Annotated in this window: 16 protein-coding genes; 4 read left to right on the top strand and 12 right to left on the bottom strand. The window is 70.5% G+C overall.

What is annotated here, in order from left to right:
* Positions 1 to 39: 39 nt before the first annotated feature.
* Positions 40 to 1377 carry a glutamate-1-semialdehyde 2,1-aminomutase gene (gene hemL / locus ACFQ9K_RS20370; protein ID WP_378723276.1) on the bottom strand — a complete coding sequence of 446 codons (1338 nt, stop codon included), beginning with the start codon at positions 1375 to 1377 and terminating at the stop codon, positions 40 to 42.
* A gap of 164 nt (positions 1378 to 1541) precedes the next feature.
* Between hemL and ACFQ9K_RS20365 the strand changes: the two genes are divergently transcribed.
* Positions 1542 to 1925, top strand: a complete 384-nt coding sequence (locus ACFQ9K_RS20365; protein WP_378723275.1) for a hypothetical protein — start codon at positions 1542 to 1544, stop codon at positions 1923 to 1925.
* A 7-nt stretch (positions 1926 to 1932) separates the two neighbouring features.
* Here ACFQ9K_RS20365 and ACFQ9K_RS20360 read toward each other — a convergent pair whose 3' ends face one another.
* From ACFQ9K_RS20360 to hemB, 6 genes are all read right to left on the bottom strand, one after another.
* Entirely contained in the window at positions 1933 to 2175 is a 243-nt protein-coding gene (locus tag ACFQ9K_RS20360; RefSeq protein WP_378723273.1) for a hypothetical protein, read from the bottom strand.
* Between the two features lie 154 nt (positions 2176 to 2329).
* Entirely contained in the window at positions 2330 to 2569 is a 240-nt protein-coding gene (locus ACFQ9K_RS20355; RefSeq protein ID WP_378723272.1) for a hypothetical protein, read from the bottom strand.
* A 44-nt stretch (positions 2570 to 2613) separates the two neighbouring features.
* The gene (locus tag ACFQ9K_RS20350; RefSeq protein ID WP_378723271.1) at positions 2614 to 2862 is read right to left on the bottom strand and encodes a hypothetical protein; all 249 of its coding nucleotides are present in this window, start codon (positions 2860 to 2862) and stop codon (positions 2614 to 2616) included.
* Positions 2859 to 3398, bottom strand: a complete 540-nt coding sequence (locus tag ACFQ9K_RS20345; RefSeq protein WP_378723269.1) for a hypothetical protein — start codon at positions 3396 to 3398, stop codon at positions 2859 to 2861. Before ACFQ9K_RS20345 ends, ACFQ9K_RS20350 begins: the two co-directional genes overlap by 4 nt.
* Positions 3399 to 3710: 312 nt before the next feature.
* Positions 3711 to 4235 carry a hypothetical protein gene (locus ACFQ9K_RS20340; RefSeq protein WP_378723267.1) on the bottom strand — a complete coding sequence of 175 codons (525 nt, stop codon included), beginning with the start codon at positions 4233 to 4235 and terminating at the stop codon, positions 3711 to 3713.
* Positions 4232 to 5209 (bottom strand): porphobilinogen synthase, encoded by a 978-nt coding sequence (gene hemB / locus ACFQ9K_RS20335; RefSeq protein WP_150399819.1) that lies wholly within the window; start codon positions 5207 to 5209, stop codon positions 4232 to 4234. Before hemB ends, ACFQ9K_RS20340 begins: the two co-directional genes overlap by 4 nt.
* A 245-nt stretch (positions 5210 to 5454) precedes the next feature.
* Here hemB and ACFQ9K_RS20330 point away from each other — a divergent pair, with 245 nt between their 5' ends.
* From ACFQ9K_RS20330 to ACFQ9K_RS20320, 3 genes are all read left to right on the top strand, one after another.
* Positions 5455 to 6240, top strand: a complete 786-nt coding sequence (locus tag ACFQ9K_RS20330) for a hypothetical protein (RefSeq protein WP_378723265.1) — start codon at positions 5455 to 5457, stop codon at positions 6238 to 6240.
* Positions 6241 to 6270: 30 nt separating this feature from the next.
* Positions 6271 to 7353, top strand: coding sequence for a tetratricopeptide repeat protein (locus tag ACFQ9K_RS20325; RefSeq protein ID WP_378723264.1), 1083 nt, complete (start codon positions 6271 to 6273; stop codon positions 7351 to 7353).
* A gap of 162 nt (positions 7354 to 7515) precedes the next feature.
* Positions 7516 to 7788, top strand: a complete 273-nt coding sequence (locus ACFQ9K_RS20320; RefSeq protein WP_378723263.1) for a hypothetical protein — start codon at positions 7516 to 7518, stop codon at positions 7786 to 7788.
* Positions 7789 to 7849: 61 nt separating this feature from the next.
* Here the strand turns inward: ACFQ9K_RS20320 and ACFQ9K_RS20315 are convergent, their stop codons facing one another.
* The 5 genes from ACFQ9K_RS20315 to ACFQ9K_RS20295 all read right to left on the bottom strand — a co-directional run bounded on the left by ACFQ9K_RS20315 (position 7850) and on the right by ACFQ9K_RS20295 (position 13419).
* A complete protein-coding gene (locus ACFQ9K_RS20315; RefSeq protein ID WP_378724799.1) occupies positions 7850 to 8083 on the bottom strand; it encodes a hypothetical protein in 234 nt (77 codons plus the stop codon).
* Between the two features lie 211 nt (positions 8084 to 8294).
* The gene (locus ACFQ9K_RS20310) at positions 8295 to 9860 is read right to left on the bottom strand and encodes a uroporphyrinogen-III synthase (protein WP_378724801.1); all 1566 of its coding nucleotides are present in this window, start codon (positions 9858 to 9860) and stop codon (positions 8295 to 8297) included.
* A gap of 73 nt (positions 9861 to 9933) precedes the next feature.
* Entirely contained in the window at positions 9934 to 11013 is a 1080-nt protein-coding gene (hemC, locus tag ACFQ9K_RS20305; RefSeq protein WP_378724803.1) for a hydroxymethylbilane synthase, read from the bottom strand.
* A 49-nt stretch (positions 11014 to 11062) separates the two neighbouring features.
* Positions 11063 to 12568, bottom strand: a complete 1506-nt coding sequence (locus ACFQ9K_RS20300; protein WP_378724805.1) for a glutamyl-tRNA reductase — start codon at positions 12566 to 12568, stop codon at positions 11063 to 11065.
* Positions 12565 to 13419, bottom strand: coding sequence for a redox-sensing transcriptional repressor Rex (locus tag ACFQ9K_RS20295; protein ID WP_378724807.1), 855 nt, complete (start codon positions 13417 to 13419; stop codon positions 12565 to 12567). Before ACFQ9K_RS20295 ends, ACFQ9K_RS20300 begins: the two co-directional genes overlap by 4 nt.
* Positions 13420 to 13503 lie beyond the last annotated feature (84 nt).

The raw sequence follows: 13503 nt of genomic DNA, 5'->3' as shown, positions 1-13503 counted from the left end.
GCTCGCGCGGGTCGGCCTCGGGCTGATCGTGATCGGAGCTCACGCGCGGGATCCTTCGGGAGTGGCGGCCGCGGCCGCGTGTGCGGCGGCGGGCAGGGCGGCGGCGATGCGGTCGAACGCGTCCTCGTCGAGCGCCGCGGAGACGAACCAGGTCTCGAACGCGCTCGGCGGCGCGTACACGCCGCCGTCGAGCAGGGCATGGAAGAACGCGGGGTAGCGCCAGGTCTGGCTGGCCTTGGCGGTGGCGTAGTCGGTGACCGGGCGTTCGGCGAAGAACACGCTCACCATATTGCCTGCGAACTGGACCTGGTGCTCGACGCCCGCGGCACTGAGCGATTCGCCGAACAACGCGCCCAGGCGCTGCGCGTTGCGGTCCAGCGCGGCGTACACCGCGTCGTCGGCGGCCCGCAGCGTGGCCAGCCCCGCGGCGACCGCCACCGGGTTACCGGAGAGGGTTCCGGCCTGGTAGACCGGGCCGAGCGGGGCCAGGTGATTCATGATCTCGGTGCGGCCGCCGAACGCGGCGGCGGGCAGCCCGCCGCTCATCACCTTGCCGAACGTGTACAGATCCGCGGTGACGCCCGCGTGGCCGAACCAGCCCGCGCGGCTCACCCGGAACCCGGTCATCACCTCGTCCATGATGAGCAGCGCGCCGTGCTCGGCGGTCAGCGTGCGCAGTCCCTCGTTGAAGCCGGGCAGCGGGGCCACCGTGCCCATGTTGCCCGCGGCGGCCTCGGTGATCACACAGGCGATCGAGTCCGGATGCGCGGCGAACGCGGCGGCGACGGCCTCGAGGTCGTTGTAGGGCAGGACGAGGGTGTCGGCCGCCTGTGCGCCGGTGACGCCGGGCGAGGTCGGCAGCCCGAGGGTTGCCACGCCGGAGCCCGCGTCGGCGAGCAGCGCGTCGACGTGGCCGTGGTAACAGCCGGAAAACTTGATGATCTTGGCCCGGCCGGTGTAGCCGCGGGCCAGCCGCACCGCGCTCATGGTGGCCTCGGTGCCCGAGTTCACCAGGCGCACCCGCTCGACCGGAGCGACCCGGTCGATGATGGCCTCGGCCAGTTCGATCTCCGCCTCGGTGGGCGCGCCGAAGGACAGGCCGCCGACCGCGGCGCGCTGCACCGCGTCGACCACCGCGGGATGCGCGTGCCCGAGAATCATCGGGCCCCACGAGCACACCAGGTCGACGTACTCGTTGCCGTCGGCGTCGACGAGGGTGTAGCCGTGGGCGGACGCGATGAATCGCGGTGTGCCGCCGACGGAGTTGAAGGCCCGCACCGGGGAGTTGACGCCCCCCGGAATCGCCGAACAAGCCCGGTCGAAGAGCTGAGCGGAAACCGGCACCGATGCGCTGGTCACGCGCGGAGAAGAACTCACGACCTCCAGTGTCTCAGCCCCGTCGAAACGAGTCGACGACAGGGTGTAGTGGTGGTGACGCAGACCGCAACACGCCGAGAAGCTGTTTACGCCGTATTCGATCGCCGTGAGATTGCCGATGCGTAATCTCGGGCGTCACCATTCATCTGCCCCGGAGGATTTCTATGCGGTTTGCCCTGTTCAGTGCTGCTGTTTCCACCGCGCTCGTCGGAGCGGCCGTCGCGTTCGGCGCGGGCCCCGCCGCGGCGGTGGAACCGGTCGCGCAGCCCGACCGGATCGGTCTGCAACTGAGTCATGAGGAGACCCAGACGATCGCCGACGGGCCCATCCCGGCCATCGTCACCATGTTCGTGCCGCTCAACCGGATCGGCGTCGGCCTCAAGGCGGACACCGGGATCTACAAGGACGAGAACGGCGGCGTGCACGCGTCGCTGCGGCAGGCGATCATGGAAGCGGCCAACCATTCCGACGGAACGATCACCCTCTTCGTCAATGCCCCTGGCACCCGCAACGGCCGCGTGCTCGACATGTATCAGAACTGGAGCTGAGCGGGGCTCAGCTGTACATGCACGGCGCCTGGGCCGAAATGGTGTGCAGGTAACACATGAACGCGTTGTACGGGCCCGCGGAACCGGAGTCGGGCACCAGCACCGGCGCGTCGACCTGGCCGGTCGATACGTCGACCGCGCCCGCGGGCTCGAGCGGAAGTCCGGGGTTCGCGCCCGCCGGCGCGGCGCCGATCCCGATCGCGGCGGATATCGCCAGTGCGGCACAGACTTTCACAGCAAGCCGGTTCATCAATCCCTATTCCTTGGTCGGCACACGAATACGGCCGAAATACTAACGGCCACAGAGACAATCCTGACAACGCGCGGGCGGCCGCGAGTGGGCCGCCCGGCGCCCTGCACGCTAGTCGACGCCGGCCCGACCCTGCTCCGCATCAACCGATTTCTCAGGTGATGCCGATGCACCACAGGGCGAACCCGGTGGTCACCAGGCAGGCCAGCGGGGCGGGTAGCGCGTGCAGCAGCGGTGCCGGTGGTGTCTGGACCAGGGCGGGCACCACCGCGGCCGGTGGCGCCGGGGAAACCTCGGCGGGCGCGGCGACCGCCGGGGCCACCGTTGCCGCGCCGATCATGCCGACGGCGGCGGCACCGAGCAGTGTCCGCTTGAAGGTGACTGTCGGTTTCATGGCTCCGATATTCCCGCGATCGGCGAACCGAAACGGGTGCGGCGTCAGCGGTCTCGGCGCACGCGCACCACGCGGCCGACCGCGTCGATGGCGCACAGCCCCGCGATCGCGACCAGGACCGCGGCGAGCAGCAGCCACGGCGTGACGTAGCGGGTCGCGACGAACTCCGGCGCCTGGCCGATGGCGGCGAAGGTGGTCTTCTCGATGCCCTGCCGCCAGCTCAGCACCGCGGCGACGAGCCCGAGCACCACCACGCCGAGTTCGGTGGCGGCCACCGTGATCGATCCCCTCATCGGTCGACTCCGTTCTCGCTGTGCTTGTCGTCGGGCTCGGTCGCCGGCTCGTCCGCTTCGGGCGGTTGGCCGATGGCCGTGGTCAATTCGGCGCGCAGGGTGCGATGGTCCTTCGCCCACGCCTGCACCAGGCTGCCGTCGGTCAGGCGCAGGCCGATGCCGGTGCGGCGGCGGGGTACGCCGCTCAGCTCGCCGAGCGCGCGGGCCTGTTCCCAGTCCTCCTCGTCCCAGGCGTCTTCGTCGCGTTCGGGCAGCACGGCGCCGATCGAGCCGAGCGGGAGGGTCTCGGTGCCTTCGCGCAGGGTGTCGGCGGTGAGCTCGACGCTGACGTGGCGCCGGCCCGCGATCACTTGCAGCACAACGAACATGGCGATCAGCGAGCCGCAGAACAGCAGCGCGAACCAGTGCACGGAACTACCGGTGGCCAGTTCCACGAGGAAGATGATCAGGCACAGCACGGGGCCGTAGGCGACGGTGCGCCAGCGCGCGCCCGGTTCGGCGAACAGAATGCCGGAATCGTCCGGCCGCTCGCTCACGCGACGCCCACCGCGTCGCGAATCGGCAAGGCGGAACGGGAAATCAGCGAGTGAGTCCGGGCAACAGCAACACGGCGACGGTGACGACGCCGAACAGGATCAGCAGGCTCAACACGGCCAATTCCCGCCGAATGCTCTGCGGCTGTTGGATCACCACTCGCATCGATGCCTCCGATTCCCCGGAGCCTTTCGACGAGTTCCCGCACGCGAGGTGTGACAACGTCTGACAAGCAACTACCGGTTCCCATGTCCACTGTGACAACCCTCACGATACATGCCGGCGTTGCCCCGACAAATTCGGGCACCAACCGTTCATCGTCGGCTCACCTGGAAATAAGCCGTCGATTCCGGCCGGTGCGCCAGGTAGATCGCACCGCCGGCGAGCACCGCCTGCACGATCGCGGCACCCCCGGCCACCAGTGAGGCGGTGCCGGTCACCGAGCCGAACGCGAACAGCGCGCCGACCCCGATCACCACGAGCCACGCTCCGGCGATGGTCAGCATGGTGCGCGCCCACAGCTTGCCGCGGGCGAACTGGTGCACGATCAGCAGCGCGAGCGCGGCGACGCCGAGTCCGATGAACACCACGACGATGTAGACCAGCGCGACCATCAGCTCGGCGCTGGCCAGGGTGACCTGCGGGTCCTTTTCCCTGGCCTGGTCGAAGACCTCCTTGGCGAAGGTGTGCCGCTGCGACAGCGCCGCCACCACCGACGCGATCAGCTGCACCACGCCGAATCCGACCACGCCCCACCACAATTGCCGCGCGGTGCCGACGTCCACCGGCATCGGCGCGGGTGCGGGCGCGGCGCCGATCGGTCCCGGCGGATTCGTCACGACAACCAGTGCGCGGCTTCGGTCGCCCAGTAGGTGAGCACGAAATCCGCGCCCGCGCGCCGGATGCCCATGAGCGACTCGAGGATGGCGCCGCGGCGATCGATCCAGCCGCGCTCGGCGGCCGCGGTGATCATCGAGTACTCACCGGAAATCTGATAGGCCGCAACCGGGACCGGCGAGCGGTCCGCGACGTCGCGCAGGATGTCCAGGTAGGACATGGCCGGCTTCACCATCACGATGTCCGCACCCTCGGCCAGGTCCAGCTCGAGTTCGCGGATCGCCTCGCGGCGGTTCGCCGGGTCCTGCTGATAGGTGCGCCGGTCGCCCTCCAGCGACGAGGCGACAGCCTCCCGGAATGGGCCGTAGAACGCCGAGGCGTACTTGGCCGCGTAGGCCAGGATGCCGGTGTCGGTGCGGCCGACCGCGTCCAGCCCGCGCCGGATCGCGCCGACCTGGCCGTCCATCATGCCGCTGGTGCCGAGCAGGTCCGCGCCGGAGGCCGCCTGGGCCAGCGCCATCTCCACATAGCGGTGCAGGGTGGCGTCGTTGTCCACCGAGCCGTCGGCGGCGAGCACGCCGCAGTGGCCGTGATCGGTGAATTCGTCGAGACAGGTGTCGGCCATGATCACGGTCGACTCGCCGACCTCGTCGGCCAGCGCGCGCAGGCCGCGGTTGAGGATGCCGTCCGGGTCGCTGGCCTGGCTGCCGGTGGCGTCCTTGTCCTCGTGGCGGGGCACGCCGAAGAGCATCAGGCCGCCGACGCCCGCGGTCACCGCCTCGACCGCCGCCTTGCGTAGCGAGTCCATCGAATGCTGGTAGACGCCGGGCATCGAGCTGATCTCCCGCGCCTCGTCCAGGCCGTCGGCCACGAACATCGGCAACACCAATTGCCGTGGCTCGAGCGTGGTTTCGGCTACGAGACGACGCAGTGCGGGGGTACGGCGCAACCGCCGCGGGCGGTCCAATCCGGTCATAACCGCACGATACGCCCGGCGCCGGTGGCTGTCGCGAGCACCCGTCGCCTGGGCGGGCGGGTGCTTCGGCACCGCCGCACCGGAGCTGGACGTTTCGCCACGACACTAGCCCGGCGCGCCTGGACAGCATGCACAAAACGCGCGGATCGACCCTGGATCGCGCGCAACGGTGTGCGAAATCACACCTGCCGCGCAGGCCGATGGCGCATACTCCGACAGGAGGGCGAGACCCCCTGGGGGACAGCATGACCGAACCGCACACCGAAATTTCGCTGGCCCGAGCCGCCGACTTCGAGTCGTGGGTCGCGGTACTGCTTTCGGACTGGTGGCCGGTGCTCACCGGCGGACTCACGGCACCGGCGACGACGCTGCGCGCGTGGCGGGCCGCCGACGGCAGCGGGCAGATCTTCCGCGTCGAGTTCATCGCGCGCCAGCTCGCCGAGCCGGAGCTGATGACAGTGGCCCGGCGCGCCTTCGACGATCTGGGCATGACGCCGGACGAGCGCGAGCTGACCCAGAGCCTGGGCAGGCATCTGGTCGGGCACACCGAGGACGCCACCGTGCAGCTGCGCTTCTCCGACACCGCACACACGATCTTCCTGCGGCTGCAGAGCAGGCCGTGCCAGGTCTCGGTGGCCGCGGGACGGCAGCTGAGCGCGATGCCGGACGCGACGCTGCCGTTCCCGAACACCACCACCGGGCCGCTGGATATCCGGATCGCGCGCAACAGCGCCCGGCATCTGCTCGCTCAGCACAGCGCGCGGTTCGCGGTTCCGGTCGACCCGTTCCAGCTCGGTCCGCAGGGGCACGTCTCCGATGTCGGCTGGGCGTTCGTCTTTCCGTGGTCGACCACGTCCTGGTACACCGACGGCACCGCACCGGCCCTTTCGCCGGGCACCAAGGGGCCGATCGTGGTCGTGAAGGACACTGGAGACACCTGGTTGCTCGACAGCCTGAGCAGCTACGAGTCGCAACTCGCCGAGTACGCCGAGGCCAACGGCTATCGGCACGGCACACCCGACCCGGCGTGAAAGGCCCGCGATGACCCGCTGTGATGCGCGATGACGCAGCCTGCCCCTGGCGCTCGCCGGCTGCCCGACGGGCGGCTGCTGATTCCGTGGCAGGGCAAGCAGCCGGACGGGACCATCGCCAACGGGATGATCGAGATCGGGCCCGAGGACGACCGGTTCGCCGAGTGGAGCGCCTCGATCGCCAGCCGGGAACGCGGTGAGCTGCCCGACGACGACCATCCGGTGGATGCGTTCGGCCTGCAATTGTTCCGCGACCCGCGCCCGGATCCCGCGCCCACCGCGCACGAACGCAGGCGCGCCACGCTGCGCGCGATCGCCGAGCGCGGTGACCTCGGCGCGATGGAGCAGCTCGCGCATCTGCTGCGCGACGCCCACGAGCTGACCGAGGCCGAGCACTGGTTCCGCACGGCCGCCGAGCGGGGCAGCGCGAGCGCGATGGCCGATCTCGGCCTGCTGCTCGGCACGCACGGGCGGATCGCCGACGCGGTCCACTGGCTGGAGTCCGCGATCGCCGCGGGCTGCGCGGGCGCCGACCTGCAACTCGGGCTGCTGCATCTGGAGCGCGGCAACATCGATGCGGCCGAGCGGTGGTTGCGTCCCGCGGCCGAGGCGGGATCGCCGGAAGCGTTGTGCAACATGGGCGTTGTCGCCAATCGGCGCGGCAGCAACGACGAGGCCGAGGCGTGGTACGAACGTGCGGCCTGCGCCGGAAACCCCACGGCCATGCGAACTCTGGGGCTCTACATGGCCCGGCGCGGCGACACCGAACGGGCCGTCGAGCTACTCGCCGAAGCGGTGCGCCGCGGCCGCACCGACGCCATGGCGATCCTCGGCTCCCTGCACCTCGATCACGGCGACACCGAGGCGGGCGAGCACTGGCTGCGCCGCGGCGCCGAAGCCGGCGACCCCGACTCGATGTTCCACCTCGCCCTGTTCCTGCGCGAACAAGACGTCATCCCGTTCACCGGCGACCTCGCCGAACCCGGCGTCCTGCGCGCCGCCGCCGCCATCGCCACCGGCCGCACACCGGCCCAGCAGGAGGCCAGGCACCTACTGGAACGCGCCGCCGCCCTCGGCCACCCGCAGTCACTGAAACTGCTGCACGACATCTAAGCGATCGGGCCCCGAACGTGCGGCGATCCTGGACGCGCCCGCCGGATCCGATGGGTCGCCGAACCCCTTGCGGCCAGCGGTTTTTGTCGGTGTTCGTTGGTATAATCGAAACAGTGTTCGAGGGGATTCGCCGAGTCCCCGATCGCAACGGGAGGGAAGCCTGTGCCCGCGACGAAGACCGTCCTCATCGATCGTCCCTACACACCGCTGGAGAAGCAGCGGCTGCCCGCGGGGCGCCCGCGGTCGTGGTATGTCCGCCACAATCGGAAACTCAAGGCGATGCGGCTGACCATCGCACTGCTGGACTCGGGGGTGTACAACCCGAGTGCGGCGAACAACAAGTGCATCCGGCACACCGCCGAGGTGATCGGCATTCGCCCGCCGTCCGATCTCACCTGCACGATGGTGCGGACGCTGCTGCGAAAGCGGTACTGAGGCAACGAGATAAAGGCAGGGGCCGACGGCGTACGCCGTCGGCCCCTGCTCGTAATGTGCGCTAAACCGTGCAGATGCTGCCGACCCCGCCGGACATCGTCTTGAGCAGGCAGACGAACCCGCGCGCGATCGCGGGCAAACCCTGCACCGAACCGGTCGAACTGCCCGTCGATCCATCGATGTAGGCGGGCGCGGCAGTCGGCGCGGGTGCCGCGAAAGCCGAAGCGCCGCTGGACAATACGATGCCCAGGGTGATGAATGCCGCCGCGCCGACGTGCACTATCGATCGTGTCATGAAAACCAACTCTCTCTTGTGATCGCGCTAACACGCCAGGCCAAACTAGCCGCGACCCCGAGAGGTGAGCTGCCCATAGTTCTATGGGCACGGTCGTCGATGTGACACGGAATCCGTTGCCGCACAGCCGATATCGATACAACTACCAGGTCATGAACGAAATGCACACTGCCCGTACCGAACTCGGTACGGGCAGGGTGGTGGAGCGTGATCAGCGGCTGCGGCGGCTCTTCTTCCGCGGCGGCGGCAGCAGACCCTCGGCACGCAGCCGGGCCGCGTGCTCGGCCAGCGCCTCGACCAGCGGGCCGACCTGCGCCACCTCGGGCTGCACGTCGACGCGCAGACCGAATTCGATGGCCGTCTCGGCGGTCTTCGGGCCGATGCACGCGACGATGGTGCGCGCGTGCGGCTTACCCGCGATGCCGACCAGGTTGCGCACCGTGGAGGACGAGGTGAACAGGACCGCGTCGAAGCCGCCGGTCTTGATCATCTCGCGGGTCTCGGCCGGCGGCGGCGACGCGCGCACCGTGCGGTAGGCGGTGACGTCGTCGATCTCCCAGCCGCGGTCGCGCAGGCCCTCGGCCAGCGTCTCGGTGGCGATGTCGGCGCGCGGCAACAGAACCCGGTTGACCGGATCGAAAACGTCGTCGTAGGGCGGGAAGTCGGCGAGCAGGCCCTCGGAGGACTGCTCCCCGCTGGGCACCAGCTCCGGGTTGATGCCGAACGAGCGGACCCGGTCCGCCGTGGCCTCGCCGACGCAGGCGATCTTCACGCCGGAGAAAGCCCGTGCGTCCAAACCGAATTCGGCGAACTTCTCCCACACCGCACGCACCGCGTTGGTGGAGGTGAACACCACCCACTGGTAGCGGCCGTCGACCAGACCCTTGACCGCGCGCTCCATCTGCGCGGGGCTGCGCGGCGGCTCGACCGCGATGGTCGGCACCTCCATCGGGATGGCGCCGTGCGTGACCAGCCGCTCGCTCATCTCGCCCGCCTGGTCCTTGGTCCGCGGCACCAGCACGGTCCAGCCGTACAGCGCGCGCGACTCCCACCAGGACATCTTCGAGCGCGACGCGACCACCTTGCCGATGGTCACCACCAGCGGGCCGACCAGTTCGGAGGCGGCGCTGTTCAGCGTCGCCAGGGTGGCCTCGATGGTGCGCTGCTGGCGGGTGGTGCCGCGCACGGTCACCGCGACCGGGGTCTGCGGCGCCATGCCGTGTTCGACCAGGGCGCTCGCGGTCTCGGCCAGGTGCCCGGAGGTGGCGTGCAGCACCAGCGGTCCCGGGGCGGCGGCCAGCGCGGCCCAGTCGACCTCGCCGCGCACGTCGGCCTCGGTGTGCCCGGAGCCGAGCGCGATGCCCGCGTAGCTCGGCACGGCCGAACCGTTGGGCAGGCCCGGCAGCACCTCGAACACCATGTGCGAGCGGGTCACCGCGTTGACCTCGGCGATCACCGAATCGGTGGTCAACGGGTCACCGGCGACGACGCGGACCACGTCGTGGCCGTTGCGAGCCTCGGCGATCAGCGTCTTGGCCACCTCGGCGGGCTCGCCGAGGGCGGGGCGCACGTCCACCGGACGCTCGCCGTCGTCGCCGGGCTCGACCGCGGTCCCGATCAGGGCGAGCACACCCTTGTCGACATCGGGATCGGTGAACGCCAGCGTCGCGCGGCCGATCACCTCACGGGCGCGCACGGTGAGCAACGCCGGGTCGCCAGGACCTGACCCGACGAAAAGGATCCGACCTGGCTGCTTCTTGGTAGCTCGACCGCTCATGCCTCCACCTCGCTGGCGCTCGGTTCCGTCATGCGCGGTGCGCACTGTGTCATGAATCGCTCGCTGCGCTCGCTCATTGGTTGTTCTCCATTGGGCTGGGTTGGGTGAAGTCTGTGGCGGGCGCGTTCACCGCCTGGGTGTTCGAACCGGCATCCGGTTCGGGGCCGCTCGGCCCTGGTTCGACGACGCTGAGCAGTTCGCGCGCGCCCATGTCGAGGAGTTCGCGGGCCAGGGCCCGGCCGAGCTCGTCCGCGTCGGCCGGCGCGCCGACGATCGAGGCCCGGACCACGTCGGAACCGTCGACGGCCGCGGCGCAACCGCGCAGCGAGAGTTCGTCGAAGATCCGCCCGTCCTCGTCGATCGACTCGACCACCTCGGCGAGCGCGCCGATCGGCGCGGTACAGCCCGCCTCGAGTTCGGCGAGCAGCGCCCGCTCCGCGACGATCGACGCGCGCGTCGCGGCGTCGTCCAGCGCGCTGAGCACCTCGATGAGTTCGGCGTCCCCGCTGCGGCATTCGACGGCCAGCGCGCCCTGCCCCGGCGCCGGGAGCATCTGCACCGGTTCCAAGGCCTCGGTCACCGCGTCCAGCCGATCGATTCTGGCCAGGCCGGCTCTGGCGACCACGACCGCGTCGAGATCACCGTCGCTGACCTTGCGCAGGCGGGTGTCCAGATTGCCGCGCAGCGGGACGATGTCCAGGCCGAGGCCGAGCGCGCGCAGCTGGGAGGCGCGGCGTGGGGCCGAGGTGCCGACCTTGGCGCCTGCGGGTAGTTCGCCGAGCACCAGTCCGTCGCGGGCGACCAGCGCGTCGCGCGGGTCCTGCCGGGGCGGGATGGCCGCGATGGTGAAGCGCGAGTCCTGCGCGGTCGGCAGATCCTTGTAGGAGTGCACCGCGATGTCGATGGTGCCCGCGGCCAGTTCGTCGCGCAGCGCGGAGGTGAAGACGCCGACCCCGATCTGCTGCACGGGCTCGGCGGACAGATCGCCGAGGGTCTTGACCACCACCAGCTCGGCCTCGTGCCCCGCGGCGACCAGCGCGTCGCGGATGGTGCCCGACTGGGTGAGCGCGAGCAAGCTGCCACGGGTGCCGATCCGCCACGGCGCGCGCGTGCTGCCTGCCGTCACGTTGTCCTCTTCCTGCACGAGTGTCATGCCCGCACCTCGCGGACGCGGGTCGCGGCCATACCGTTCCTGGGCGCCGTCATGCCGGCTGCCCCTGTTCGTCACCCTGCTGGCTCGCGGTGAAGTCGTCGGCCAGGGCGATGTCGGCGTCGGTGAGCAACATGCCCGCGTGGTCGCCGATCGCGCTGATCTCCATGGGGGTGGCAACCGCCTGCGCCGCACCCGGTTTCAGCTCGAACAGCTCGCGCAGCGCCTCGGCGTAGCTGTCGCCGCCCGGCGTCGAGGCCAACTGCTTGACCCGCACCGTCGGCGCGTGCAGCAGCTTGTCCACCACTCGGCGCACCGTGCGGGCCACCTCGTCACGTTCCGGATCGGCCAGGCTGGGCAGCCGCGAATCCAGCCGCAGCAGTTCGGCTTCGACCACCTCGGCGGCGCGCTGGCGCAGCGCGGCCACGGTCGGGGTGACCTCGGCCATCCGCTGGCCGGTCAGGTACTTGGCCAGCTCGTCGGCGACGATCGCGCGGGCGGCGGCGGTGTCGTCGGCGGCCGCGCCCGCCGCGGGGTCGCGCTGCAAAGTCTCGATGTCGATGACGGTCACGCCGGGCAGTCCGGCGACGGCATGCTCGACGTCGCGGGGCAGGCCCAGGTCGCAGAACACCAACGGCCGTTCGGCGGCGGCGGATTCGATGCCGCGCTCGCGCTCGGTCAGCGCGCGGTGGGTGTCGGCCAGGGTCACCACGTTGCCGACCGCGCCGGTACAGGTGATGACCACGTCGGCCGCGGCCATCGCCTCGGGGAGCCGGGACAGTTCCAGCGCCTCGGCGGCCACGCCGTAGGTGCCCGCGGTCTCGGCCAGCCGCGCGGCCCGGCCGATGGTGCGGTTCACCACGATGATCCGGCCGATGCCCGCTCGCGAAAGATGCGCCACCGCAAGGCTGCCCATGGCGCCGGCGCCGACCACGGCGGCGGTCCGCCCGGCCAGCACGCCGGGTGATCCGGCGGAGCCCTCGGTGATTACACCGGCCGCCTCCCCCTGGCCGGACGCTGCCGCCCCGAGCACCTGCTGCGCCCGATCCAGCGCGACGGACACGACCGACGCTCCGGCGCGGTCGATTCCGGTCTCCGAGTGCACCCGCTTGCCGACCCGCAGCGCGTGCTGGGCCAGTTCGTGCAGGGTCCGCCCGACCGCCTGCTGCGCGTCGGCGGAGGCGTACGCGCCGCGGATCTGGCTGAGCACCTGCTGCTCGCCGATGACCATCGAGTCCAGCCCGCTGGCCACCGCGAACAGATGCTCGGCGGCGGCCTCGCTGTAGCGCACGTAGGCGTGCTTGGTCAGGTCCGGCAGCGGCAGCCCGGAATGCTTGGTGAGCAGGTCGCCGACCTCGGCGAGACCGCCGTGGAAGGCGTCGACTACGGCGTAGACCTCGACCCGGTTGCAGGTCGAGACGATCATCGCCTCGGAGACGTGGCTCGAGGTGAGCATGCGGTCGATCAGCTTCGGGCGGTCGGCGTCGGCGATGGCCACCTTTTCCAGCACCGAGACGGGCGCACTGCGGTGCGAGATCCCGACCAGAAGAACGCTCATGGAGTAACCACCGATCCCTTGCTGCTTGGCTCCGTTGCCGTGTGCGAGGACGCCGTATGCGCGGCTGCCGAATGCTTGAGGGCCTGGTGCACGGCCGAGGTGTGCGCGGTGGGCGCGCGGTGGCTGATCCGGCTCGGCCGCGCCACCTCGGGCGGCTTGGCCGCGGGCTCGGCTGCGTTGTCCGCGTTGCGCACTCGCTCGAACGACAGCATCTGCAGCTCGACCGCGAGGTCGACCCGGCGCAGCTCGACCGTGCTCGGCGCGCTCAGCTCGACCGGCGCGAAGCTCAGGATGGATTGCAGCCCGGCCGCGACCAGCCGGTCGCAGGCGTCCTGCGCGGCGTCGTCGGGGACGGTGATGACCGCGATGGTCGGGTCGAGCGCGGCGACCGCCTCGGCCAGCCCGGCGACGTCACGCACCACCAACCCGGCGACCGAGAGGCCGATCACCTCGGGGTGGTTGTCGAAGATGCCGACCACGGTGAAGCCACGCCGCTGGAATCCGCCGTAACCGACCAGGGCCCGGCCGAGATTCCCGGCGCCGACGAGCACCACGCGGTGTCCCTGCGACAGGCCGAGCACATCCTCGATCCTTGTCCTCAGCCTGGCTACGTCATAGCCGACACCCCGTACGCCATTGGGTCCGAGGAAGGAAAGGTCCTTGCGCAACTTCGCCGAATTGACACCCGCCGCGACAGCGAGTTCCTCACTCGATACGATGGCAACACCCTCGTCGGCCAACGTGGCGAGGACCCGGAGATAGGTCGCCAGACGCGCGACGGTGGCCTGCGGGATGTCCTTCTGCAGAGCCCTGCCGGAGACGCCGCTCGGCGCCTCATGCTGCTCTGTCACGTCGTCGGCTCCTCGTTCCGGCCCGATCGGGTTCCGGTTCGTCGCTGGACCTCTGGCCCGGGACGGTCCGGTGCCATGGTCGAA

The organism is Nocardia sp. NPDC056564 (genome assembly GCF_042793755.1).
Taxonomy (GTDB): domain Bacteria; phylum Actinomycetota; class Actinomycetes; order Mycobacteriales; family Mycobacteriaceae; genus Nocardia.
The sequence above is the reverse complement of the archived record's forward strand: the minus strand, read 5'-3'. Positions and strand labels throughout refer to the sequence as shown.